The sequence below is a fragment of the Halorientalis brevis genome, assembly GCF_023077655.1.
In genome coordinates this window covers 500,992-522,409 of the sequence record NZ_JALLGV010000004.1, presented here as the reverse complement: position 1 = coordinate 522,409, position 21,418 = coordinate 500,992, and the positions used below count along the sequence as shown (strand labels likewise).

26 protein-coding genes and 1 tRNA gene are annotated in these 21,418 nt (G+C 65.4%); 19 read left to right on the top strand and 8 right to left on the bottom strand.

The window, feature by feature from the left end; translation table 11 throughout:
- Nucleotides 1-85 precede the first annotated feature (85 nt).
- The gene (locus tag MU553_RS10875; protein WP_247376944.1) at nt 86-1,594 is read right to left on the bottom strand and encodes a phosphoenolpyruvate carboxykinase (ATP); all 1,509 of its coding nucleotides are present in this window, start codon (nt 1,592-1,594) and stop codon (nt 86-88) included.
- A gap of 158 nt (nt 1,595-1,752) precedes the next feature.
- Between MU553_RS10875 and MU553_RS10870 the strand changes: the two genes are divergently transcribed.
- Both MU553_RS10870 and trmY read left to right on the top strand, forming a co-directional pair.
- Nucleotides 1,753-2,370 carry a hypothetical protein gene (locus tag MU553_RS10870; protein WP_247376947.1) on the top strand — a complete coding sequence of 206 codons (618 nt, stop codon included), beginning with the start codon at nt 1,753-1,755 and terminating at the stop codon, nt 2,368-2,370.
- Nucleotides 2,371-2,471: 101 nt separating this feature from the next.
- The gene (gene trmY, locus MU553_RS10865) at nt 2,472-3,068 is read left to right on the top strand and encodes a tRNA (pseudouridine(54)-N(1))-methyltransferase TrmY (RefSeq protein WP_247376949.1); all 597 of its coding nucleotides are present in this window, start codon (nt 2,472-2,474) and stop codon (nt 3,066-3,068) included.
- Between the two features lie 46 nt (nt 3,069-3,114).
- Here trmY and MU553_RS10860 read toward each other — a convergent pair whose 3' ends face one another.
- Both MU553_RS10860 and MU553_RS10855 read right to left on the bottom strand, forming a co-directional pair.
- Nucleotides 3,115-3,339, bottom strand: coding sequence for an antitoxin VapB family protein (locus MU553_RS10860; RefSeq protein WP_247376950.1), 225 nt, complete (start codon nt 3,337-3,339; stop codon nt 3,115-3,117).
- A gap of 113 nt (nt 3,340-3,452) precedes the next feature.
- Nucleotides 3,453-3,926 (bottom strand): GDP-mannose mannosyl hydrolase, encoded by a 474-nt coding sequence (locus MU553_RS10855; protein ID WP_247376952.1) that lies wholly within the window; start codon nt 3,924-3,926, stop codon nt 3,453-3,455.
- A gap of 138 nt (nt 3,927-4,064) precedes the next feature.
- On the opposite strand from MU553_RS10855, the gene MU553_RS10850 reads away from it, so the two are divergent.
- On the top strand, nt 4,065-4,223 hold the full coding sequence (locus MU553_RS10850) for a hypothetical protein (protein ID WP_247376954.1): 159 nt from the start codon (nt 4,065-4,067) through the stop codon (nt 4,221-4,223).
- A 429-nt stretch (nt 4,224-4,652) separates the two neighbouring features.
- Here MU553_RS10850 and MU553_RS10845 read toward each other — a convergent pair whose 3' ends face one another.
- Both MU553_RS10845 and MU553_RS10840 read right to left on the bottom strand, forming a co-directional pair.
- The gene (locus tag MU553_RS10845) at nt 4,653-5,090 is read right to left on the bottom strand and encodes a BlaI/MecI/CopY family transcriptional regulator (protein WP_247376956.1); all 438 of its coding nucleotides are present in this window, start codon (nt 5,088-5,090) and stop codon (nt 4,653-4,655) included.
- Between the two features lie 117 nt (nt 5,091-5,207).
- Entirely contained in the window at nt 5,208-5,720 is a 513-nt protein-coding gene (locus MU553_RS10840; protein ID WP_247376958.1) for a metallophosphoesterase, read from the bottom strand.
- 120 nt (nt 5,721-5,840) lie between these two features.
- Between MU553_RS10840 and MU553_RS10835 the strand changes: the two genes are divergently transcribed.
- From MU553_RS10835 to MU553_RS10815, 5 genes are all read left to right on the top strand, one after another.
- The gene (locus MU553_RS10835; protein WP_247376960.1) at nt 5,841-6,635 is read left to right on the top strand and encodes an ABC transporter ATP-binding protein; all 795 of its coding nucleotides are present in this window, start codon (nt 5,841-5,843) and stop codon (nt 6,633-6,635) included.
- The gene (locus MU553_RS10830; RefSeq protein ID WP_247376962.1) at nt 6,628-8,373 is read left to right on the top strand and encodes a hypothetical protein; all 1,746 of its coding nucleotides are present in this window, start codon (nt 6,628-6,630) and stop codon (nt 8,371-8,373) included. Before MU553_RS10835 ends, MU553_RS10830 begins: the two co-directional genes overlap by 8 nt.
- Before the next feature lie 72 nt (nt 8,374-8,445).
- Nucleotides 8,446-8,518: transfer RNA gene (locus MU553_RS10825), tRNA-Pro, on the top strand.
- Nucleotides 8,519-8,899: 381 nt separating this feature from the next.
- Nucleotides 8,900-9,097, top strand: a complete 198-nt coding sequence (locus MU553_RS10820; RefSeq protein WP_247376965.1) for a DUF7557 family protein — start codon at nt 8,900-8,902, stop codon at nt 9,095-9,097.
- A complete protein-coding gene (locus tag MU553_RS10815) occupies nt 9,098-9,490 on the top strand; it encodes a PIN domain-containing protein (RefSeq protein ID WP_247376966.1) in 393 nt (130 codons plus the stop codon). It begins immediately after the preceding gene.
- Between the two features lie 42 nt (nt 9,491-9,532).
- Here MU553_RS10815 and MU553_RS10810 read toward each other — a convergent pair whose 3' ends face one another.
- Nucleotides 9,533-9,793 carry a hypothetical protein gene (locus MU553_RS10810; protein ID WP_247376968.1) on the bottom strand — a complete coding sequence of 87 codons (261 nt, stop codon included), beginning with the start codon at nt 9,791-9,793 and terminating at the stop codon, nt 9,533-9,535.
- Nucleotides 9,794-9,925: 132 nt separating this feature from the next.
- On the opposite strand from MU553_RS10810, the gene MU553_RS10805 reads away from it, so the two are divergent.
- The 11 genes from MU553_RS10805 to MU553_RS10755 all read left to right on the top strand — a co-directional run bounded on the left by MU553_RS10805 (nt 9,926) and on the right by MU553_RS10755 (nt 18,267).
- Nucleotides 9,926-10,306: a cupin domain-containing protein gene (locus tag MU553_RS10805; RefSeq protein ID WP_247376970.1), complete on the top strand. Its 381-nt coding sequence runs from the start codon at nt 9,926-9,928 to the stop codon at nt 10,304-10,306.
- Nucleotides 10,307-10,401: 95 nt separating this feature from the next.
- Nucleotides 10,402-11,001, top strand: coding sequence for an NUDIX hydrolase (locus MU553_RS10800; RefSeq protein WP_247376972.1), 600 nt, complete (start codon nt 10,402-10,404; stop codon nt 10,999-11,001).
- 45 nt (nt 11,002-11,046) lie between these two features.
- Entirely contained in the window at nt 11,047-12,531 is a 1,485-nt protein-coding gene (gene tgtA, locus MU553_RS10795; RefSeq protein WP_247376974.1) for a tRNA guanosine(15) transglycosylase TgtA, read from the top strand.
- A gap of 45 nt (nt 12,532-12,576) precedes the next feature.
- Nucleotides 12,577-12,840 carry a hypothetical protein gene (locus MU553_RS10790; RefSeq protein WP_247376975.1) on the top strand — a complete coding sequence of 88 codons (264 nt, stop codon included), beginning with the start codon at nt 12,577-12,579 and terminating at the stop codon, nt 12,838-12,840.
- A gap of 115 nt (nt 12,841-12,955) precedes the next feature.
- Complete coding sequence (locus tag MU553_RS23865) at nt 12,956-13,786, top strand: hypothetical protein (protein ID WP_247376977.1); 831 nt, start codon at nt 12,956-12,958, stop codon at nt 13,784-13,786.
- Nucleotides 13,787-13,857: 71 nt separating this feature from the next.
- On the top strand, nt 13,858-15,609 hold the full coding sequence (arcS, locus tag MU553_RS10780) for an archaeosine synthase subunit alpha (RefSeq protein ID WP_247376979.1): 1,752 nt from the start codon (nt 13,858-13,860) through the stop codon (nt 15,607-15,609).
- Between the two features lie 69 nt (nt 15,610-15,678).
- Entirely contained in the window at nt 15,679-16,782 is a 1,104-nt protein-coding gene (locus MU553_RS10775; RefSeq protein WP_247376981.1) for a DUF7537 family lipoprotein, read from the top strand.
- A 108-nt stretch (nt 16,783-16,890) separates the two neighbouring features.
- Nucleotides 16,891-17,277, top strand: a complete 387-nt coding sequence (locus tag MU553_RS10770; protein WP_247376983.1) for a DUF7971 family protein — start codon at nt 16,891-16,893, stop codon at nt 17,275-17,277.
- A 41-nt stretch (nt 17,278-17,318) separates the two neighbouring features.
- A complete protein-coding gene (locus MU553_RS10765) occupies nt 17,319-17,633 on the top strand; it encodes a ubiquitin-like small modifier protein 1 (protein WP_247376985.1) in 315 nt (104 codons plus the stop codon).
- A 2-nt stretch (nt 17,634-17,635) separates the two neighbouring features.
- Nucleotides 17,636-17,911: a MoaD-like domain-containing protein gene (locus MU553_RS10760; RefSeq protein ID WP_247376986.1), complete on the top strand. Its 276-nt coding sequence runs from the start codon at nt 17,636-17,638 to the stop codon at nt 17,909-17,911.
- On the top strand, nt 17,911-18,267 hold the full coding sequence (locus MU553_RS10755) for a DUF8048 family protein (RefSeq protein ID WP_247376988.1): 357 nt from the start codon (nt 17,911-17,913) through the stop codon (nt 18,265-18,267). Before MU553_RS10760 ends, MU553_RS10755 begins: the two co-directional genes overlap by 1 nt.
- Nucleotides 18,268-18,270: 3 nt before the next feature.
- Here MU553_RS10755 and MU553_RS10750 read toward each other — a convergent pair whose 3' ends face one another.
- Both MU553_RS10750 and MU553_RS10745 read right to left on the bottom strand, forming a co-directional pair.
- Nucleotides 18,271-19,191, bottom strand: a complete 921-nt coding sequence (locus tag MU553_RS10750) for an alpha/beta fold hydrolase (protein ID WP_247376990.1) — start codon at nt 19,189-19,191, stop codon at nt 18,271-18,273.
- Nucleotides 19,192-19,412: 221 nt separating this feature from the next.
- Nucleotides 19,413-21,353, bottom strand: a complete 1,941-nt coding sequence (locus MU553_RS10745) for an aldehyde ferredoxin oxidoreductase family protein (protein WP_247376992.1) — start codon at nt 21,351-21,353, stop codon at nt 19,413-19,415.
- Nucleotides 21,354-21,418: the final 65 nt, after the last annotated feature.

The following is a 21,418-nucleotide window of genomic DNA, read 5'->3' as shown; positions in this document are numbered from 1 at the left end:
TGAAGCGAATAAAGCCATCGACAAGTCCGTTTGCGAACACTCCGTCAGGCCAGCCGTAACAAAAACCAGTACGTTTCTGAGAGCCTCAGTAGACGGCGTCGCGGATCTCCGCGGCCAGATCCTCGAACTGCGCGAGGTACTCACGGCGCTCTTCGCGAAGCGCAGCCAGCCGCTCTTCGTGGTTCGGGAGGTTCGACGCCACGTCGAAGTCCTCGACGTCCATGTCGGGAACCTCGCTGGGCACCGTCAGGCCGGTCGCGTCGTCGCCGTCCCACTCGACGGTCTCGCGGGAGATCGCACGAAGCAGCGAGACGGTGTCCTCGACGCCGACGTCTTTCTCGCCGACCGTGCCGGTGTTCAGGACGAAGCAGTCCACGTCGAGATCGTCGATGAGGTCGCGGAAGCGGTTGCCTTCCTCGCCCTTCGAGCCCATGATGAAGGGGTTCGTACCGACGACGCGGATGGATTCGCCGGCGGCCGACGGGTCGCCCGCGCTGGTCTGGACGGACTCGCCGAGCATGAACGCGGCGGCGGCCTCGTCGGGGTCCAGTTTCGCGACCGGCGGCATCGCCGGGTTGCGCGTGATGAAGAACACCTGGTCGACGTCCGGGAGGTCGATGTCCTCGCCGGCGGAAGCGAGTTCCGAGCGCTGGATGACCGCGCGGCCGTTCGTGGTGTATCTGTCGCTGTGGAAGTCGACGGTGCCGTCGTCGGCGACGTCGACGTTCTCGATGACGGCAGACTCGTCGGTGGCGGCGTCGTAGAGGCCGGGCTGTTCCTCGCGTTCGAGGCCGATGGTCTTGATGAACAGACCCTGGCCCTCGCTGCCGGCGACGCTCCCGTCGGGGAGCAGCGCACAGACGTCGTCCTGGAGCATCGTCGCGTCCTCGGGGTCGTCGAGCCAGAGACCGTGCGCGGTCAGCGTGGACTTCCCGGTGCCCGAAAGGCCGAGGAACAGCTGGCCGACGGTCTCCATCTCGCCGTCGCGTTCGAGTTCGACGCGCTTGCTGCCGGCGTGAAGGCCGAGGCCGCCCTGCTGTTTCGCGTAGTACATGTGCAGGCGGAGGAAGGACTTCTTGGCCTCACCGGTATAATCGCTGCCCAGCACTGCGGTGAAGCCTTCGTCGGGCAAGATGCGGACAGCCGTCTCGTCCCACTCGGGGACCTGGACGGTGTAGAAGTCGGGTTCGCGGTCGGGGTCGTCGACCGGCTCGAACAGCTTCGCCCACGCGAGCGCGATGCGCCCGTACTCTTTGGGCACGTAGTACCGGCAGACGTAGGCGTGCTCGTCGTGGCGCCCCATCTGACGGTCCAGACAGACCATCTCGTTGTTTTCGACGAACGTGACGGCGTCCTCGAAGTGCGCCAGGTCGTCGTCGTCGAAGTCGTGGTCGATCGCGTTTTTCGTCTTGTCCGCGTTACGCGAGCGCTCCTCGCTCACGTAGGACGGCGAGCCGAACTCCGTGGTCGTCTCCAGGTGCTCGGAGAACGAACGAAGCTCCTCGAACGATGGGTTGTAAACGACGTTGTCGGCTGTTTCAGGATCGGGCAATACTGTCGCCGGCTCCCGGACCGCGATACCGGACTCGGACATTACGAGATACTCCACGGGACGGATAAATAAAGCCGCGTTTTTTGCCGCCAGTATGGTAATGTATGGCGTCTAGCGTGGTTCAACTGTTGTATTAGTTACCGGATACTCGTCTGACGTGGCCCTCACGAATTAAGTAGCGTCAGTGAAACAGACCCAGTATGGGAAAAGAGACGGTGCGGTATCCGGACGCGCTCGTGGCTCGCATCGAGGAGTTGGTCGCCGACTCCGACGTGTTCGAGTCCAAGTCCGAACTCCACCGTTTCGCCTCCGACTTCTTCCTCTGCGTGCTCGATTCAGACCACGATCCGTCAGTGCTGGGCTACGAGGACATCCTGGCCGACCTCGAAGACGAGAGCGGCGTATCGCTCCAGCCCGACGACGTGGCGACGAGCGACGGCGACGTCCCGTTCCTGGAGTCGTACCTCCAGGTTCGGCGTTACCTGCTCCACGGCGAGGTCGACGACGCACGCGCGTACGTCACCGAGACGTACGACATCACCGACCGCGAGGCGCTCTTGCTCGACGAACTCATCGGTCGCCACCGGCAGGACGCGACCGACGCCCGCCCGACGGAGCGAGGTTTCCAACCCCCGGTCGCCGACGGTCAGTCCCGGACCAACGGCAAGTCGCCGCCGTCGACGCAGAACGGGTCGACTCCCGACGCCGGGGCGCAGAGTGCTGATGCGATCGACGCGTCGGAGTCCGAACCGGAGGTCATCGTCCCCGACGACGCCGACGGTGACGGTGATCGGGAGTCCCCCGAAACCCGTCGCTGACTCTGTCTCCCGACGCTCGTGTCGTTCGACCAGCCGCTGCTGCGGACGTGACGCAGTGGTGTAAACGAGGCGTTCAAGAACCTCGCCACGCACCACTCGGTATGCGCCAGTTCATCGTGCTCGGCCACGACGTCCCCACGACGCCGGACTTTCCCCTCGACGCACTCCCCAGCGAAGCCGGCCGCCTCGACGTGCTCTGTCGGTGCGTCAACTCGGCGTTTTTCCTCTCCCACGACCTCCGTGACGACGTTCGCGTCTCGCTCGTCCTCCAGGACGACGTGACAATCACCTTCGAAGGCAGCGACTTGCATCGGCTCAACCCAGACGAGCGCAGCACGGCTGCACTGGTTCGCAAGGCGCTCGAACACAAAGACGAGGCCATCGGTCACATGGCGGCCGAGAGCAGTCCGGGGGTCTCAATCTCCCGGAAGGACTTCGCGACGACGCTGTCGGAGGCCGCCGACGGCGGGACCGTCGTCCAACTCCACCAGGACGGCGATCCGATCGTCGAGCGCGAACCCCCAGCGAATCCGGTGTTCGTGCTCTCGGACCACCACGACTTCACCGACGAGGAGGCTGCGCTCCTCTCCGAGCAAGCTGACGCCCGCGTCTCACTGTCGCCGCGGGCGCTCCACGCCGACCATGCGATCACGGTCGCACACAACTACCTGGATACGGACGGGTTCTCCGAGTACTGAGAGCAACGTCCAAACTCCCACAGCAAGGATTTGCCGAGCAACTGTCTCACTGGCGCTGCGTGTGCTCTTCGAGCGATTCGTTTAGTTCCTCGCGTGTCTGTCTCATGTGTTCCTCGATCCCTTCGTCCGCAAACCCTCCCATCTCGTGGACGTCCTCCTCAGTGTGGCTTACTGCGAGTCGATCGAGCAACTCGTCGAAGGTTTCGTCCTCCCGCTTGATCGCTTCGAGTTTCCGTTTCGTCTCCTCGGAGATCCGAATTGACGTACTCATGTGGACATTTCGTATGCAGCCAGTTGTTATAGCTTGCGCTGGCCGCTGACCGCGGGTTTGAGCATTTCTACAGACACTCTGGCGTATCCCGCGGCTGTTTGTTCTCCACTCGCTCACTCTCTGGCTGGCATGATCCCTGCATCAACGAGATACGCCTCGACGTACGGATGGAGGGCCAGTTCCTCGAACGGGTTCTCGAAGACGTTGAGTTCGGAGTGCTGGTCGTCGGGTTCTAACGTCTCCTCGCCGGCCGGCCGAACGTGGTAGCCGATCGGGACGTAGTGTTTGCCCTCCGCCTCTTCCACGTCGGCGACGTCGTAGAAGTGTTCGTAGACGCCCAGTTGGCGCTCGACCGTCACTGACATGCCCAACTCGTCCGCTGCGATCCGGTGGACTGCGTCGGTGAGTTGCTCGTGTTTTCGAACTGTGCCGCCGGGGACGAACCACTCGCCCTTCGCGGGTTCGTTCTCCCGTTTCCCGAGGACGACACCATTCTCGGTTTCGACGACGAGGTCGACCGACACCAGCGGGACGTTCCGGACGACGGTCTCCCACTCGTCGTCCGGGACCGGCTTGTCTTCCGCCATACTATCGCTGCGCGTGGCCGTCACTTCGAGGTTGCCATCTCCCGTGAACCGTCGACCTGTGACTAACATTAACTTCCCTGTTAATTATAGACCGTGATGTTTATGTACCCGTAGCTCATCGGATAGCGTGAAGACACAATGACCGAACGGCCTCACGAAGACACGATGGCTCCGCTCGTTCCAGAGATGCCCAAGACCCGCGTCCGCACCGACGGTGGACGCATCCTCGACGAGACGATCGGAGCCAAATTTGTAAACGACGAGGCCGACGCACCGCTCGTTCCGGACCTCTCCTGATCGGCCCCGGTTTTTCCCGACTATCTTCGCCGGTGAGCCACACAGCTGTGGCTCGTTATCTTACCGCCAAGTAGTCGCCACTCAACTCCGCATCATCTTGTAGATTGACTGTGCCACCAGTTTCATCCCGTCGGCGGTGAGTTGACCCATCGGTTCAGACTCGTCGATCGTCCCTAGCGGGATCGTGTACAGTGCCCACGGCAAGACGTAGGTCTTCTTGTGGAAATCGAGCCCCGTCTATGTACTCGTTCGCAAGGTGTGGAGTGTGGTACTCGTATCTCTCTTCGGCGTTGGAACCGAGACAGACTATCGTACTCTCCTCGTGTCCATACGGGCGATTTTCGGGTGAGAGAATTACGACAGGACGTGGGTTAGTGTGGACATCGAATGGGTCGTCAGCGAAGCCGACTGTACCGCGGGGATACCGGCTCATTCGAGATCGTCTTCGAGCCCGGCCAGCTCAGTGTCGATTTCGTTTGCTGTTCTCTCTGATTCCGTAATATTTTCGAGCCGTTCTTCACGGGATCGCGTTTGCTCAGCGTCTCCCGGACTGAGTTCGTCACCTGCATACCGCGAAGTGAGATCCTCAACCTGGACGAGCCCCGTTGCGAACCGGCGGAGATCGTCACGGGATTCGAGTGCGTGATAGTACCCGTCGGTGGTCTTCCCTATGTGATCAGATTCGCAGAGACGGAGAAGCGTCGTCGTCACGCTTCCTTTCGGGATGTCGAGATTAGTATGTATTTCAGATGGTTTATATCCGAGATGTGGGTTGCTGTAGAGCAATTTGATGATCTTGGCCTTGTTCGTCCCGGGGTCGATGTCGACGCCGTCGTCTGGGTCGTGGGTACGGAGGTCTACTGGCATCGTTTTTCCCTGTATGTAGTCGTATGTAGTCGATCGTAGTACAAAAACGATTGGGTCACATTGGCCTCTTCAATGAACGGATGATAGCTGCGGTGTGCGGGTGGACGAAGTGTGAGTTCAGCCCGTTATCTCGACGAACTCGGTTTCGTCGGTTTCGGTGTCTAACACCGCGACGCTCCGGTTTTCCGCGGGGACTGTCGGGAAGTGGGCGCCCGGGTTGACGACGGTCGTCCCGTCGACGTCGCGCTGTTCGGCGACGTGGAAGTGCCCGTAGAGTACGTAGTCGTACTCGCCGGACTCGGCGCGTGCGTTGACCGTCTCGATGCCCTGGTCGCCGTGGAGCATGTGAATCCGCTTTCCGCCGAGTTCGAGCGTCGCGTAGCGGCCGTGGAGCTGGCTCTCCGGCCCTAGCCCGTCGATCGTCGTTTCGAGGCCGTCCAGTTCGCCGTCGTTGTTGCCGAGGACCCCGTGAAACGCGAAGTCGTGCCCGTCGAACGCCGCGAGCAGCGGCGGAGCGATGAAGTCGCCGCAGTGGAGAACGGTCTCGACGCCGCGGTCGGCGAACAGTTCGGCTGCGCGCTCGGCGGCGCTGTAGTTGTCGTGCGTGTCCGAAACGATGCCGACGTGCATACGCGAGGTGTCCGGACGACGGGCCAAGAATGTATGGTCGGTTCCTGGGTTGCGACGACTTTCTGACCTCGAAAACGTGGCTCTGCGCTTTTGTATGTGTCCGGAGAACAGTATCGCAACATGCCAGCGATCGAGACGACCGCCCTGACGAAACGCTATGGCGAGACGGTCGCCGTCGACGCCCTCGATCTCGCGGTTCCCGAGGGCGTGGTGTATGGCTTTCTCGGCCCGAACGGGGCCGGCAAGACCACGACGATGCGGATGCTCACCTCGCTGACGCGGCCCACGAGCGGCACGGCCAGCGTCGCGGGCGTTTCGGTGACCGACCGCGAGCGACTCATCCAGCGCGTCGGCTACCTCCCCGAGGAACCGCCGCTGTACAACGAACTCACCGCGCGCGAGCAGTTGACCTACGTCGCCGGCCTCCGTGACCTCCCGTCCGGCCACGCCGAGGAACGCATCGAGGACCTGCTCGCGCGCCTGGACCTGGCCGACGACGCCGACCGGCGCATCGACACCTACTCGAAGGGGATGCGCCAGAAGACGGCGTTCATCCAGTCGCTGCTGCACGACCCGGACGTGCTCTTCCTCGACGAACCGACGAGCGGGCTCGACCCGCGCGCCGCACGCACGATCCGGACCATGATCGACGGCCTCGCGGACGAGGGCGCGACCATCTTCCTCTCGACGCACATCCTTCCCGTGGTCGACGAGCACGCCGACACCGTCGGCGTCCTTTCTGACGGCCGCCTCGTCGCCGAGGGGCCACCGGCCGATCTCAAACGGCAGGCCGAAGCGGGTGTGACGGAGGGGACGGGGCGGACGCTCGAAGACGTGTTCCTCGACGTGACGAGCGAGGACCCCGCGACCGAGGACGGGGCAGCGGTCGCCACCGAGGGGTCGACGGATGCCTGAACCCGGCTGGCCGACCCACGGCCTCGCGATCGGTCGCCAGGAGTTCCGGCGCACGCTCCGGGGGCTTCGGTCCGACAGGACGCGACTGCTGTTCCTGGGGATCGGCGGTGCGTTCGTCTCGCTGTTCGTGCTGTTCGGCGCGTGGCTCGTCCTCCGGTTCGCGAGCGGTCTCTCCTCGTTCCCGCTCACGAACGAGATACGGGGCACGTTCGGCCTCCAGTGGCTGTTCGCGACGTTCATCTTCGCCCAACGAGCGGGGTCGCGCCACGACCGCATCGACAACGAGTCGCTGATGCTGATGACCGTCTCTGTCCGATCGGTCCTCGTGGGGCTGCTCAGCGCCGAGTTCCTGCGTGCGGCCGCCTACGTGGCGCTCCCGGTGGCGCTGGTCGGCGGCGCGTTCGTCTACGCGACCGCCTCGCCGCTCACCGCGCCGTTCCTCCTGCTCGCGGCCGTGCTCTTCGTGCTCTCGGCGCTCGTGTTCGGCGCCGCCATCGGCCTCGCTGCGAAGTTGCTGGTCGCCCGCGTTCGATTCGTCGCTCGCTACAAGTCCGTGCTCGCCGGCGTCGCCGTCGTCGGGTTCGTCGGCGCCTACGTCGCGCTCCAGAACTTCGGCGACGGCGGGTTCACGTCGCTCCTCGGGTACCTCCCCGTGAGTTGGCTGGTCGACCTCGCAGTCGTGGGCTCGCCGATCGTGGGGTCACCGGTCCGGGCGGCCGTCGCGGGCGGTGCTGCGGTGGCCTGGATTCTCGGCTGGGGGCTCGTGCTCGACCGCATCGCGACCGCGCTCTGGTTCGGCGACACCGTCGAACACGAGGTCGCGCAGGCGAAGGCGCGGACCGACACCGGGAGCGCGGCGGATCCGCTCGCTGCTGCGGCCCGTCCCGTCGCATTCCCGTCGCTGAGCCAGCCCACCCTGCGAGTGGCTCAGCGGTCAGTGGTCGTCGCCCGCCGGAACCCGGCGCGGCTCACGTTCGTCTTCCTGCCGGTCGTCTTCCTCGGCTCGATGCTCGTCAACGTCGCCCGGTTCGGGTCGCTGTTCGCCGTCCTGCCGCCCGTGCTCGCGCTCACCGTTCCGTGGCTGGCCGGCGCGGCGTTCGGGCTCAATCCCCTCGGTGACGAGGGACCCGTGCTGCCCGCGACGCTCACCTCGCTCGCGTCCGGTCGCCAGTTCGCGCTGGGGCTGGCCCTCCCCGGATTGCTTCTCGGACTCCCGCTCGGCCTCGTCGGGACTGTGGGGTCCGGAACGTACGGCCCGTACACGCCCGTCGAGGTCGGCCTGCTGGTCGCGATCGTGACCGTGCTCTCGCTGCTGGCCGTCACGGCTGCTCCCGCCGTCGGCATGCTCTTCCCGCGGTTCGACTCGGTACGCGTCGGGAGCGACCGCGAGGTGGTCCCGCCGAGTCTGAGCGCCATCGTGATCTACTCGCTCGCGCTCGCGGGTCCCGGTGCCGTCGCGGTCGGGTCGGCGCTGGCCCCCGGCGCCACGAAGCAGGCCTTCGCGTTGCTGATCGGGGGACTGCTCGCGCTCCCGTTCGGCTTGCTGGCCAGCGAAGGAGTGGGCGTCGCTGGCGACGTGGCGACGGCGCTGCAGGGCGTCGGTGCCGACGTCGCCGGAATCCCGACCGAGTGGGTCCACTGGGGCGGGTTCGCGGTGCCGTTGCTGGTCGCGCTGGTTCTCTGTTGGTGGTCGTTTCGGGCCGTCGGCCGGCGGTACGAGCAGTACGCGATCGAGTGAGCGGCGCGGGAGCTGACTGCGACTTCGCAACGGTTAAAACTGGGCCGGCCTTTCCTTCGGTTGCTACCGTGCGGGCCGGTGGGGTAGCTTGGTATCCTTCGGCCTTCGGGTGGCCGTAACCGCAGTTCGAATCTGCGCCGGCCCATTTTTCCGCGACGACTCGACGCCGAGCGACAGCGAGGCGTCGCGGAGGAGCGTGAAAAACTGCAGCCGAAGCAGATTCGAAGTAGACCAGAGGCAAGCCCGCGCAGCGTAGCGAGCAGGTACCTCTGGGCGTGGTTCGACTATCTGCGCCGGCCCACTTCTCCCGCAACGCAACCACGAGAAGCGACAGCGACGCGTGTCCGTTGTGGGGAATGGGCCACGGAGATTCGAGCCAGTCAGTCGCGCGCAGCGAAGCGAGCACGTCTGACGCGGTTCGACTATCTGCGCCGGCCTCACACTTCCCGCGAAACGAGACAGGCGTTTGGGGGCTGTGTAACCCACTGGGGAAAGCTACTAACCGATGAATTCAGTATGAATTAATATGAGCCGAACGTCGATCCCGGTCGATTCCTCGACGAAGGAACGACTCGACGATCTGAAACGCGACGACGAGACGTGGGACGAGTTCCTGACGCGAATTACGACCGACGAGACGCCGATCAAGAAGGGCATTCTGTCCTCTGAGGAAGCCGCACAGGCGAAAGATCGAATTCGCTCGGCGCGGGAGAACTGGGAGTAGATGGTCTTTCTCGATAGCTCTGCGATCATCGACTACATGAGCGACGACACTGCGGTCGTCGAGTATCTCGACGGGCGTGAACCGTTCTTTACGTCTGCCGTCTGTGTCTACGAGGTACTCGACGGACTTCTGGGGGCCGGAAAGACTGACGTCGTCGAAGCACGCCGGGGCTTTGGCGGTGTGCAAACTCTCGATTTCACCGAACAGATTGCACTGGAAGCAGCGAGGCTCCAAGACGAGATGATGAACGACGGGATTCGGTTATCGACTGGAGATGCACTGATCGCGGCGACTGCCCGCTCCACCGGTGATGAACTCGTCGTTACGGATGCCGACTTCGAGACGGAGCACCTGCAGGACGTGTTGACAGTGACGAACCTCCGGAGAGAGTGACGGCAGTCGGGGAACGAACGAGTCCGCTGGTTCCTCTGATCGTTACTCTCTGCTCCCCGTCTCGAACTCCCACCCTTTCTGTAGCGGACTCTCGATCAGCGGCCAGCGCTTGCCGGAACTGGCGAGGTCGCGGGCGTGTTCGATGAACGTCTCCCACTCGACCGCACAGTGATGGTGCATGATCTCTTCGCGGGACCGGCCGCGTTTCGGGACGACCATGACGGGGTCGGCGGCGGACGTGATCGACTCGCCACACCACGGGCAGGTCTCGTCCGTGGCGCGAGGTAGATTCTCGGTGCTCATCTCGACTCGTCTCGATGCCCGCACTGCTCGTTGTAATACAGGGCTTATCCCTCGAAAGCCCCGGCATCGCCGGAAATCGGTTCGGCGCTGCCGAGGGGGCCGTTTCATTACCGCAGCCGACCTCGTCTCGATATGGGCTATCACGTGCTGGACCCCGAGGAACTGGCTGACTCGCCGGACCACTCCTGCGACCGCCGGTCGATTACTGAGGCCGCCGAACTCGCCCAACTCGCGGCCGCGGTGTACGACCTGGCGCCCGGCGAGCAGCTCGCGACCCAGTATCACTACCACGAACAGCGCGAAGAGATATTCTACGTTCTCGACGGCGAACTGTCGGTCGAGACGCCCGAGGAGACGTTCACCGTCCCGGCGGGCGAGGTGTTCGTGGCCGAACCCGAGAGTCCGATTCGGCCGTACAACCCCGCAGACGCGCCCGATCGAACCCGGGTGCTCGGCGTCGGCGCGCCGAAGTTCGACATCGGGCGGGCGTACGATCCCGACGGGGACGAGTAGGGGGACAAACTGCCAACAGGTCGTGCGTGCAAACGGGGCGCCGATTGTGCGGGGTTTGGGCGTGCTTTTGGGTGACGAGCGAGAGAGAACTGGTAATGACCGAGGGAACTGGCGATGCGACGGGACGGGACGAAACCGACGGTGGCGACGCCGAGCCGCTCGCCTGGGAGACGCTGTACGGGGAGACGGCGTACATGTGCCCGGGCTTCGACATCCAGCGCGAGCGCGTGCGCCTCCCCGACGGCACGGAGACCGACTACGACTACCTCTCCGAGAGCGAGAGCGTCGTGATCGTTCCCTTCACGCCCGACGGGGAGGTCGTCCTCATCGAGGAGTGGCGACAGGCGGTAAAGCGCGTCAACCGCGGGTTCCCGGCGGGCGGCGTCGAAGCGAGCGACGCGGACGACCTGGCGACGACCGCACGGCGCGAACTCGAAGAAGAGACGGGGTACGAGGCCGAGGCGGTCGACCACCTGACGACGGTCGAACCGGCCAACGGCATCGCGGACGCGGTCTTTCACTACTTCGTCGCCGAGGGCTGCGAACCGACGGGCGAGCAGGATCTGGATCACAACGAGAGCATCCGCGTGACGACGGCGGACTTCGCGGACCTCGAAGCCGCGGTGCGCGACGACGAGCTGCGCGACGGGCGAACGGCGCTCGGCGTGCTCTACTACGCCGCGTTCGGCGAGTAACCCGGAACGGAACCCTTAGGCGGGCACCCCCACTACGCCGGTGCAATGCGCGAGTGCTTCGAGGTCAGGGACTGGGACGCGGCCGGCCGCATCGGGGAACTCGAAGTTCCCCGAGCGGGCGTGACCGTCGAGACGCCGGCGTTGCTGCCGGTCATCAACCCCCACGTCCGGACCATCGAACCCAGCGTCCTCGAAGCGAAGTTCGGGGCGGAGATCCTCATCACGAACGCCTACAGCCTCTACGGCTCCGACGAACACCGCGAGGACGTTCTGGAGCGAGGCATCCACGACCTCTACGACTTCTCGGGTGCGATCATGACTGACTCGGGATCGTTTCAGCTCGCCGAGTACGGCACGATCGACGTCGACACCGAGGAGATCCTCCAGTTCCAGCGCGACATCGGCTCGGACATCGGGACGCCGGTGGACATCCCGACGCCGCCCGACGTTCCCCGCGAGCAGGCAGAAGAGGAACTGGCGACGACCCAGGAGCGCCTCGAACTCGCCGAAACCGTCGACACGGGCGACATGCTCGTCAACGGTCCCATCCAGGGGTCGACCTATCCCGATCTCAGGGAGGCGGCGGCCGACCACGCCGACGGGACGGACCTGGACGTCTTCCCGGTGGGTGCGGTCGTTCCGCTGCTGAATAACTATCGGTACGCAGACATGATCGACCTGGTCGCGGCCGCAAAGCGGGGCCTCGGCGAGGACGCGCCGGTCCACCTGTTCGGCGCGGGCCATCCCATGATGTTCGCGCTCGCGGTGGCGATGGGCTGTGACCTGTTCGACTCGGCGGCGTACGCCCTGTACGCCCGCGACGACCGCTACCTCACCGTCCGGGGAACTGAACACCTCGAAGACCTCGACTACTTCCCGTGTGAGTGTCCCGTCTGTGCGTCGACGACGCCCGACGAGCTGGAAGCCGAGAACGCCCGCGAGCGCGAGCGACTCCTGGCCGAACACAACCTCCACGTCACCTACGGCGAGATGCGCCGCATCAAGCAGGCGATCCGCCGGGGCAACCTACTGGAACTCGTCGAGACGCGCGCACGCGGGCACCCGACGATGCTCGACGGCTACCGCGCGCTCGTCGACCACGCCGCGCAACTGGAAGAAACAGACCCGGTCTCGAAGGACGCCTTTTTCTACCTCTCCTCGGAGAGCGCCGCGCGGCCGGAGGTGCTGCGCCACCACCAGCGACTGGAGCGGCTGAACGCCGAGGGGAACGTGCTGCTCAGCGAGGGCGACACGAACGAGGCCTACGACGAGACCTGGCGCGTCACCCCGCCCTTCGGCCCGTTCCCGCGGGACCTCTCGGACGTGTATCCGCTGAACGCGGAGGTACCCGAACGGCTGGACGTGCAGGCCTACGAACAGGCCGCCGAGGGCGTCAGTCGACTGGTCGCGGCCAATCCGGACGCGACGTTCACGCTGGCGTATCACGACTGGCCCGAGACGGCGCTGGCGGCGGTTCCCGACGAGGTGTCGGTCTACCAACTCGGCGTCGAGGACGGCGACTGGGACTGACCACAGGGTTTTGCTGGCTCGCGGGAACAACTTCGGACGACTGCTATGGACCGATCGACGCTGTTCAACGGATCTCTCGCGCTGTACGGCGCTGTCACCGTGGTCGATAGTGCGATAAGTGTGCGCGAGACTGGCTTGACACCCGTTACTGGCATCGCTGTGGTGGCGAGTGCACTCATCCTGATCGGCGGGCTGTACGGACTTCGACGACAGGACCAGGCGGGGGACGCGACTGATTCCTGGCTCGCCTATCTGATGGCGGGTGCGGTGCTGCTGTACGGTCTCGGTGTCGTGGTCGGGCAACTGTGATCGCTCGTCGCACGGGTTCGCCCGCACCGTTTTGCTGCTGGACGTGGAACGCCCGGTGCGGTCACTGATTCGCGTCGGCGTGCGCACCAGCTCCACACCCCAGGAGGCCATACTCATGACCGGATACCAACCCAGTTCTCAGCAGCGCGACCCGCGAAGCCACCAACAGTCCGTCCAGGGACAGCCCGGACAGCAGCCGTCCCAACGGCAGTTCAAACCCGTCCCGGGCCACCAACTGTCGGCACAACCGATCCAGCCGGTGCCACAGCAGCAGGGCGGTGGGCAGCCACAGGCCGCGCTCCCGCTCCAGCAATCCCAGCAGCCGGTGCAGGAACGACAGCCACGACAGGAACAGCAGTTCCAGCAGAGCCAGCAGCCACAGCCTCCACAGCAGCAGGGCCAGCGAATACAGCACTCACAGCAAGCGCCCCAGACACAGCCGGTCCAGCAGCACTCTCAGCAACAGCCCGTTCAACAACAGCCACAGCAACAGCCCGTTCAGCAGCACTCACAGCAACAGCCGATCCAGCAGCACCCACAGCAACTCTCGGGCCAGGCCCAGGTACAACAGCCCCAGCACCGACAGAGACCTGCGGAGACACACCAGGCCGGCGAACGCCAGGGGTTCCAGCAGCAACCGCAGTCACAGCAACAGCAACTCCCGCCGACGCAGATCCCCGGAACGCGCGCGCAGATCCGAGCCGTCGAGGACGGTGACGAGTACGTCCACGTCCGCATCAGGGACCCGGACGCGTTCGATACGATCCGGACGCCGGACTGGGCGGCCAACGCGGCCAGCTCGGTTCACGAGGACAGCGAGGTCAGGACTGGCAAGCTGAAAGGGAGCGACGAGTGGAGCATCGAGAGCGTCCTGCTCAAGAAGCCGGTCGACGCGGACACGGCCGTCGATGCGGCGATGCGCATCGTCCAGAAGATCGAGAGCTGACGGGACGCTGTGGCCCCGTCGCCGTTCTCGCGAAGGAAAGATAGTTGGCCGCGCTCCCCCGAGGGGATGGCATGACAGAGTATTTCGAGATCCACGAGCGGGACGGGGCCGCCCGCATCGGGGAACTGCGGCTCGCCGAGCCGCTCACGACGCCCGCCGTCGCCGACGACGTCGTCACCGACGCGGGCAGTCTCTGGCCCGAGGAGCGCGACCGCCCGGACGGCGACGAGACGGAACTGACGGTACTCCCCCACCGTGGCCTCCCAGCGGGGACGCCCGAGGACGTCCAGCAGGCCTTCGCCGTCGACTATCCGGACGTCGACTACCCGAACGCGGCCGTCGTCTCGCCCGAGACCGCGACCGACCACGGGAGCGACGCGTACGTGCTGTCGAACGCCGCAGGCTACGTCGGCCACGCGCGGGCGTTCGTCGACGCGATCATTCAGACCCGCGAGGCCATTCCCGCCGACAGCGCGCTGTACCTCTCCGGGGTCGCGACGGCGCGGAACGTCGCGACGCTCGCGTACGCGGGCGTCGACCTGGTCGACACCGACCGCGCCGTCGTTCGAGGCACCAGGGGCTTCTACCAGACCACCGACGACGAGTACTTCCTGGAAGACCTGGACGAACTTCCCTGTGCCTGTCCGGCCTGCCAACAGCCCCGCGAGGAGTTCACCCGTGAGGACTGCGCCGAACACAACGCCAACGCGCTCCGCGCGGAACTCCGACGCGTCCGCCGCCGGATTCGGGACGGCCGCCTCCGCGATTACGTCGAGGGCCAGGCCCGCCAGGACCAGTGGCTCACCGCCACGTTCCGGCGACTCGACCAGCAGTACGGGTACGTCGAGCAGCGCACGCCCGTCCTCCGGCGCGCGGAGATCACTGCGGCCACCGACGACTCCATCCGGCGGGTCGAGATCCAGCGGTTCGCCCAGCGCGTGACCGACCGGTATCGGAGTCGGTTTTCGAGCCCGCTCGTCCTCGTGCCGTGCTCGGCGACGAAGCCGTACAGCGAGTCCCAGAGCCACGGGCAGTACCACGACGTCATCCAGTGGCGCGCCCACGTCGCCTCGATGACCTCGCCCATCGGCGTCGTGCCCCAGGAACTCGAAACCACGTACCCCGCCCAGCACTACGATTCGGTCGTCACCGGCGAGTGGACCGCCACGGAGATCGAGTTCGTCAGCGACGTGCTCGAAGCCTACCTCCGGCGCAACGACTACCCGAAAGTGATCGCCCACGTCCCGCCGGAAGGCTACCGGGAGATCGTCGAGCGAGCGACGGCCGACCTCGACGTCGAACCGGTGTTCACCGTCGACGACCACCCGACGACGAGCGAGTCGCTCTCGAACCTCGGGACCGAACTCGAGGGCGAACTGAAGTACCCGAAACGCGAGCGCGAACACAACACCATCCGCGCCATCGCGGACTACCAGTTCGGCGAGGGCGCCGGCGAGGCGATCTTCCCGGACCTCCAGACCCGCTCGCGCTATCCGAAGCTCCGCGCACACGACGGCGACGGCGAACAACTGGCGGCGATGGTTCCCCAGTACGGGATGCTGTCGCTGACGCTGGCCGGCGGGAAGCGGTGGGTCGAGAGCGACGCGCCGGTCAAACGCGTCGAGATCGACGACTTCGTCCCTCACGGGAGCGTCCTCGCGCCGGGCGTCGTCGACGCCAGCGACGACATCCGGCCGGGCGACGAGGTCGTCATCGAGGGACCGTCGGCGTTCGGCGTCGGCCGGGCCGAGATGAGCGGGCCGGAGATGGCCGAGTCGACGCGGGGGATCGCCAGCGAGGTCCGCCACGTCGAAGAACTGTAGGCATAGAAAACTGTTCTGGCCGCCTGAAAGTCAGTACGTTTATACTTCTGCTGCCTGTGTCGGCAAGGCATGAAGCGACAACTGCTCGCCGTCGCGGTCGCGGCGATGCTCGTCCTCGCTGGTTGTAACGGCGGATCGCCGGGCGGAACGGCGACGCCGGACGCGAACAACGCCTCTGCGAACGGCTCCCAGGATTCGCTGTCGGACGTCTCTGCGCTCCCCGGCGTCAACGAGTCGGCGGGCGTCTACAACGCGACCGCTCTGTGGGCGAACCACTTCGAGTCGCTGTATTCGAACGACACGCACTTCACCGAAGAGATGCGGGTCGAGATGGGGTCCCGGGTCGCCCGCATCGAGTACACCAACGGCTCGGACGGCGACGCGTTCGTGCGGACGAACGAGACTGCCGGCACGAGTGACGAGTACTGGTCGTCCGGATCGGTCGTCGCCAAGCGCAACGCGTCGGCGACGCCGCCGGTGACGATCAGCCAGGGCTCGACCCCGATGTCGATGAGCTATAGTTTCTCCGCAGCCATTTTCCGGATAATTCCCACTGCGACCCTTTCCGGTGTGTCCCTCTCGCGCGACGGAACCACGACACTCGACGGACAAGAGATGTATCGCTTCGATATCGGCCGCTTCAACTCCTCTGTGTCCAGCTCACCGCTGAACACCGTCCAGAACGCGACCGACGCCAGCGGGACGGTCCTCGTCACCGACGACGGGATCGTCCGGCGGGCCGACATCACCGCGACGCTCGAATCCGACGGCGAGACGCAGACGGCGACGATGAACTACTCCGTCTCCGAGATCGGCACGGCGACCGCAGCCCAGCCCGACTGGGCGGCGGCCCCCCGCGCCTCGCTCTCGACGACGGCCGACGGGAACGTGCTCGCGCTCGAACTGAAGGACGGCTCGATTCCGGCCGGCACGGAGATCGAGGTCGGGAGCCGACTGACGACCTACGGGACCGTCACGCTCTCCGAGGAACTGACCGCCGGTGAGACGCTGTACGTGGTCGCCGGTGGCCAGTTCTCCGCGACGACTGCCGACGCGCAGATCGGCGAGCAGCCGCCGATTCCGGAGCAGCCCGCCTCGTTCGGCAGCTCGTCGATCACGCTGACGACCACCGTCGACGGCAAGGAACTGCAGTACGCGCTCCCGTCGAACTGAGCGCTCGCCGACCTGTTTTCTTCCTGTCTGTCACGTCGCGAGGGGCTCGTGCACGCAGGCAGTCCCGTCGCCGGGAGGCTTTAGTCGCTGCCGTGCGACCCGGTAGCCATGAACGAGGTATCTCTGTCGATTCCGCAGCCGATTCTCGACTCACTGCCCGAAGACGGCCAGGTCGCAGCTCAGGACATGCACCGTGCCGTCGAAGGGTGGGAACAACGCATCAACCGCGCCGTCGAGCAGGCGGACGACGACGGCGAGGCCGCGGGCTACGTCCTCGACGCCATCGAACTGATGGAGGAGCGCCTGGAGGCCTACGACGAGTTCGTTCCGGAGATGCGCGCGTGGGGCCAGTCGCCCATCTACGCCATCGCCTGGCGCAACCTCATGGCCGACTGCATCGGCCAGTTGTACGAACACGACGACCTGGCCGACCGCCTCGACCGCGAGCGCCACCACCGCCTCGTCGAGGACGGCATCCGGCTGCAGGACCTCTGATCCCCGACGAGATTTATACGTCCTGCGACCCTGCCATGGATATGCACCTCGAACTCCGCTTTTTCGCGACGTTTCGCGCGATCGTCGGGCAGAAGGTCGTCGATCGGGAGGTCCCCGACGACGCGACTGTCGGCGACGTGCTCTCGACGCTGCAGAAGGAGTACCCGGACATGAACGATCGCCTGCTCGACGAGGACGGCGAGGTCCGCGCACAGCTGAGCATCCTCAAGAACGGTCGGAACGTCGTCCACATGGCGGGGTCGGCGACGTCGCTGGACGACGGCGACACGCTCTCCGTGTTCCCGCCGGTCGCGGGCGGCGCCGACCCCGACCGCCGTCCCGCGGCGAGGGAGTGAGGATGGAGCGCGAGAAATCCTTCCGGGGTATCTCCAAGCGGCTCGCGGTCCACTACCTGACCAATCTCGGCGGTGAACTCGTCGACGGTGACCCGGAGGACGACGAGCCGGCGCGCGTCGCGGCCGACGACTGGACCGCCACGCTTACCGTCGGCGAAGCGTCCATCGGACCGTCGGTGACGCTGACCGAGATTACTGTTTCCTTCGAGGGCAGCGAGGAGACGCTCGACTCATTGGTCGAGCGGTTCTCCCAGAAGGCGATGCGCGCGGGTGGCTGATGGCGGGCGACCCGATCGACGGTCAGATTCTGCTGCTGACGGCGGCGAAAGCCAGCGTCGGCCCGCAGCGACTCCCCGACCTCGTCGATCTGGTACAGGCCGACCTCGGTCCCCGACTCGATACCTACGACCGGGAGTACGAGGTCGCCTACGAGACCGACGATTACACGGCTTTCTTCGTCGAGGACGGCCACTGGGAGACCATCGGCGAGCGGCTGGACTTCACGCCGCGAGAGGTCGACGCCGTCCGGCGCGCCCATCACGAACAACTCGGTCGGTACGGGCGGCGCAACGACCGCAGCGACGAGTTCGCGTCCGCGCTGGAGATTCGGGACTGCGTGCTGATCGAGCGGTGACGATCAGTCGGCGAGGAAGTCGATCAGGTCCGCGTTGACTTGCTCGGGGGCGTCACACTGCACCCAGTGGCTCGCCGCCGGATACCGCTCGACCTGGATGTCGGGCACCCACTCGTCGAGGCCCATCGAGAGGTCGACGCCGAGCGCCTCGTCCTGTTCGCCCCACAAAAGCAGCGTCTCGACGGGAATCTCCTCGCTGCCCGGCGGGTCGAAGAACTGGCCGACGACCGGCAGCGCGCTCCTGGCCATCGGTTCCGCGATGGCTCGGAAATACGACCGGTAGTAGTTGATCGCGCCGGTCGCCGCGCCGGGCTTGGTGAACGCCTCCTTGTAGCGTTCGACGTCGTCCTCGCTGAACGCGTCGGGATCGGCGGCCTGGTCGCGGAACAGGTCGCCCACGAGTTGCCCGTCGTCGGCAGTCAGGAGCCACTCGGGGAGCATCGGAATCTGGAAGAAAAGGACGTACCACGAGCGTTTCAACTGATCGAGATCGAGGTTGCGGGCGAACGCGGCCGGGTGCGGCGCGTTCATGACGACCAGTTTGTCGATGACTTCTGGCTGGGCGATACCGAGCGCCCAGGCGACCGCTCCGCCCCAGTCGTGGCTCACGACGTGGGCCGACTCCTCGCCGAGGTGGTCGATGAACCCGACGACGTCGCCGACGAGCTGTTCGATCTCGTAGCTCTCGACGTCCTGTGGTTTCTCGGACTCGTTGTACCCGCGCATGTCGAGCGCGGCGACGCGGTATCCCTCCTCGACGAGTGCGGGGATCTGGTTGCGCCAGGAGTACCAGAACTCCGGGAAGCCGTGCAGCAGGACGACAAGGTCGCCGTCCTTGGGGCCTGCAGTGACGTAGTGCAGTCGCACGCCGTTGATGAGTGCGTCGTGATGCGTGACCTGATCGTCGATGTCCCCCTCGGTCATGGCCGACAGTTCCGAGTCGTGGGTCAAAGGCGGTTCGGAGTGCAGTCGCGACGCGGTGCCGTTGCGGTGCTGTCGCTGCGCCGTTGTGGTGCTGCTGCGGTACGGTCTCACCTAAGCGGTTGTACCGCGAACGACCGACGGGAGCGAGCGGCTTTTTCGCCCACGTTTTTCGAGGAGAGGTGGCCGAGCAGCGCGAGGCCACCCGACGAAGAAAAAGGTGGTTAGTCGTCGCTCGGCGCGGCCGCGTCGCCGCTGGAGACGCCGGTCCCGGGACCGATCTCGATGTCCAGTTCGTCGAGTTTCTCGTCGGGGACGACGCCGTCGACCCAGCCGCGGACCGCGTAGTACTCGCCTTTCAGCTTGTCTAGTTCGGCCAGTTGTCCCTCGCTGGCGCCCTGGGCAGGGATCGCGTTCTCGTGGCCCTCGATGAACCGGTCCGGGAGCGTGTCGTCGTCGCCGTCGAAGCCGGCGAGGTTGTTGTAGTAGCGCTCCAGATTGTACACGCGCTCGCCGGCCTGCATGAGTTCGTCTTCGGTCACGTCCAGTCCGGTCATGCCGTTGTACTGGAGGACGTACTCCTCGATGCCTTCGGCGAAGGCGTTGAACTTGCAGATGTCGAACGAGTCGCTGATGGCGTGCATGTCCTGGAAGAGGGCGCACAACTCGCCTTTGCCCTCCCACTCGCCGGGGTCGACTTTCTCCGGGAGGCCTAGAATCTCGGCGGACGGGGTGTAGCCGCGCAGGTGGCAGGCCCCCCGGTTCGAGGTGGCGTAGCCGATGGCCATGCCCTTCATGCAGCGCGGGTCGTAGGCGGCCATCGTCTGGCCCTTCACCGCCAGCGAGTTCTCGTGGGCGTCGAATTCTTCGGCCATGTGGTTCGGCCCTTCGGCGAGGTGGTCGGCGAGGTCCGAGTCGCGGTGGGCGATGCGCTCGATGAGCGAGATCATCTCGTCGGCGTCGCCCCACTCGATGGTGTCCTCGAAGTCGAGTTTGCCTTCCTCGATCATCTCCATGGCCATCGCGATGGTGTTGCCCGTGTCGATGGTGTCGATGCCCAGGTCGTTACAGCGGTCGAGCATCACCGCGATGCGGTCGCGGTCGTGGTGGCCGGAGTTCGGCCCGAGCGCCCAGGCGGACTCGTACTCGTAGGACTCCATCCGGACGTTCATCTCCTCGCCCTTGTGCATCGCCGTCACCTCGACTTCCTTCTTGCAGGCGACCGGGCAGGAGTGACAGGTGGGTTCGTCCACGAGGATGTTCTCGCGGACGTTCTCCCCGGAGACCTTCTCCGAGTCGATAATGCGCTCGCCGTCGCCCTCCGCGTCGGACATCGATTCCGTCGAGGAGTAGCGCCCGTTTTTGGTGGGCAGGCCGTCCATCTCTTCGGTGAGGTTCATCAGGACGTTCGTCCCGTACAGCGAGAGACCGCCCTCGTTCGGGGCGGTGACGTCGGACTCCTGAATGACCTGCATCGCCTGTTTGTGGCCTTTCTTGAACGTCTCCTGGTCGGCGGGCTGGGGCATGTCCGTCGTGGACTTGACGACGACGGCTTTCAGGTTCTTGTTGCCCATCACGCAGCCCGTGCCGCCGCGACCCGAGGCGCGGTCGTCCTCGTTGATGATGCAGGCGTACTTCACCTCGTTCTCGCCGCCCTGACCGATGGCCATCATCGAGAGGTTCTTGCCGTACTGGCCGTCGACCTCTTCTTCCAGGGTGTCGCGCGTCTCGTGGACGCCCTTGCCCCAGAGGTGCGAGGCGTCACGGAGTTCGACCTCGCCGTCTTCGACGTAGGCGTACACTGGCTCGTCGGCCTGTCCCTCGAACAGGAGGCCGTCGAAGCCCGCCCACTTCAGCCGGGCGCCGGACCAGCCGCCGTGGTGGGAATCAGTGACGGTGCCCGTCAGCGGCGACTTCGTACAGACGGCGATGCGCCCGCTCATCGTCACTTGCGTTCCGGTGAGCGGTCCGTTCATGAACGCCAAGAGGTTGTCCGGTCCCAGCGGATCGACGTCCGGCCCCTGGTCGAACACGTACTTGACGCCCAGGCCGCGGGCACCGATATATTTCCGGGCGTCCGCCTCGTCGATGCCCTCGTACTGTACGTCGCCCGCGCTCAGGTCTACCCGAGCGACCGTGTCGTGGAACCCACCGAGTGTTGTCATGAGTTAACGTACCGTAATTAATTACGGCTTGTAACATGTTAGTCGTTGCCAGTTGGTGGTAACCA

Excerpts from the sequence above, each read along its gene's own strand:
- tgtA (WP_247376974.1), top strand. The coding sequence starts at position 11,047 with ATGCGCGAGTGCTTCGAGGTCAGGGACTGGGACGCGGCCGGCCGCATC.
- MU553_RS10870 (WP_247376947.1), top strand. The coding sequence starts at position 1,753 with ATGGGAAAAGAGACGGTGCGGTATCCGGACGCGCTCGTGGCTCGCATC.
- MU553_RS10830 (WP_247376962.1), top strand. The coding sequence starts at position 6,628 with ATGCCTGAACCCGGCTGGCCGACCCACGGCCTCGCGATCGGTCGCCAG.
- MU553_RS10820 (WP_247376965.1), top strand. The coding sequence starts at position 8,900 with ATGAGCCGAACGTCGATCCCGGTCGATTCCTCGACGAAGGAACGACTC.
- MU553_RS23865 (WP_247376977.1), top strand. The coding sequence starts at position 12,956 with ATGACCGGATACCAACCCAGTTCTCAGCAGCGCGACCCGCGAAGCCAC.
- MU553_RS10745 (WP_247376992.1), bottom strand. The coding sequence starts at position 21,353 with ATGACAACACTCGGTGGGTTCCACGACACGGTCGCTCGGGTAGACCTG.
- trmY (WP_247376949.1), top strand. The coding sequence starts at position 2,472 with ATGCGCCAGTTCATCGTGCTCGGCCACGACGTCCCCACGACGCCGGAC.
- MU553_RS10750 (WP_247376990.1), bottom strand. The coding sequence starts at position 19,191 with ATGACCGAGGGGGACATCGACGATCAGGTCACGCATCACGACGCACTC.
- MU553_RS10860 (WP_247376950.1), bottom strand. The coding sequence starts at position 3,339 with ATGAGTACGTCAATTCGGATCTCCGAGGAGACGAAACGGAAACTCGAA.
- arcS (WP_247376979.1), top strand. The coding sequence starts at position 13,858 with ATGACAGAGTATTTCGAGATCCACGAGCGGGACGGGGCCGCCCGCATC.
- MU553_RS10810 (WP_247376968.1), bottom strand. The coding sequence starts at position 9,793 with ATGAGCACCGAGAATCTACCTCGCGCCACGGACGAGACCTGCCCGTGG.
- MU553_RS10840 (WP_247376958.1), bottom strand. The coding sequence starts at position 5,720 with ATGCACGTCGGCATCGTTTCGGACACGCACGACAACTACAGCGCCGCC.
- MU553_RS10760 (WP_247376986.1), top strand. The coding sequence starts at position 17,636 with ATGGAGCGCGAGAAATCCTTCCGGGGTATCTCCAAGCGGCTCGCGGTC.
- MU553_RS10875 (WP_247376944.1), bottom strand. The coding sequence starts at position 1,594 with ATGTCCGAGTCCGGTATCGCGGTCCGGGAGCCGGCGACAGTATTGCCC.
- MU553_RS10815 (WP_247376966.1), top strand. The coding sequence starts at position 9,098 with ATGGTCTTTCTCGATAGCTCTGCGATCATCGACTACATGAGCGACGAC.
- MU553_RS10770 (WP_247376983.1), top strand. The coding sequence starts at position 16,891 with ATGAACGAGGTATCTCTGTCGATTCCGCAGCCGATTCTCGACTCACTG.
- MU553_RS10845 (WP_247376956.1), bottom strand. The coding sequence starts at position 5,090 with ATGCCAGTAGACCTCCGTACCCACGACCCAGACGACGGCGTCGACATC.
- MU553_RS10755 (WP_247376988.1), top strand. The coding sequence starts at position 17,911 with ATGGCGGGCGACCCGATCGACGGTCAGATTCTGCTGCTGACGGCGGCG.
- MU553_RS10805 (WP_247376970.1), top strand. The coding sequence starts at position 9,926 with ATGGGCTATCACGTGCTGGACCCCGAGGAACTGGCTGACTCGCCGGAC.
- MU553_RS10850 (WP_247376954.1), top strand. The coding sequence starts at position 4,065 with ATGACCGAACGGCCTCACGAAGACACGATGGCTCCGCTCGTTCCAGAG.
- MU553_RS10800 (WP_247376972.1), top strand. The coding sequence starts at position 10,402 with ATGACCGAGGGAACTGGCGATGCGACGGGACGGGACGAAACCGACGGT.
- MU553_RS10835 (WP_247376960.1), top strand. The coding sequence starts at position 5,841 with ATGCCAGCGATCGAGACGACCGCCCTGACGAAACGCTATGGCGAGACG.
- MU553_RS10775 (WP_247376981.1), top strand. The coding sequence starts at position 15,679 with ATGAAGCGACAACTGCTCGCCGTCGCGGTCGCGGCGATGCTCGTCCTC.
- MU553_RS10790 (WP_247376975.1), top strand. The coding sequence starts at position 12,577 with ATGGACCGATCGACGCTGTTCAACGGATCTCTCGCGCTGTACGGCGCT.
- MU553_RS10765 (WP_247376985.1), top strand. The coding sequence starts at position 17,319 with ATGCACCTCGAACTCCGCTTTTTCGCGACGTTTCGCGCGATCGTCGGG.
- MU553_RS10855 (WP_247376952.1), bottom strand. The coding sequence starts at position 3,926 with ATGGCGGAAGACAAGCCGGTCCCGGACGACGAGTGGGAGACCGTCGTC.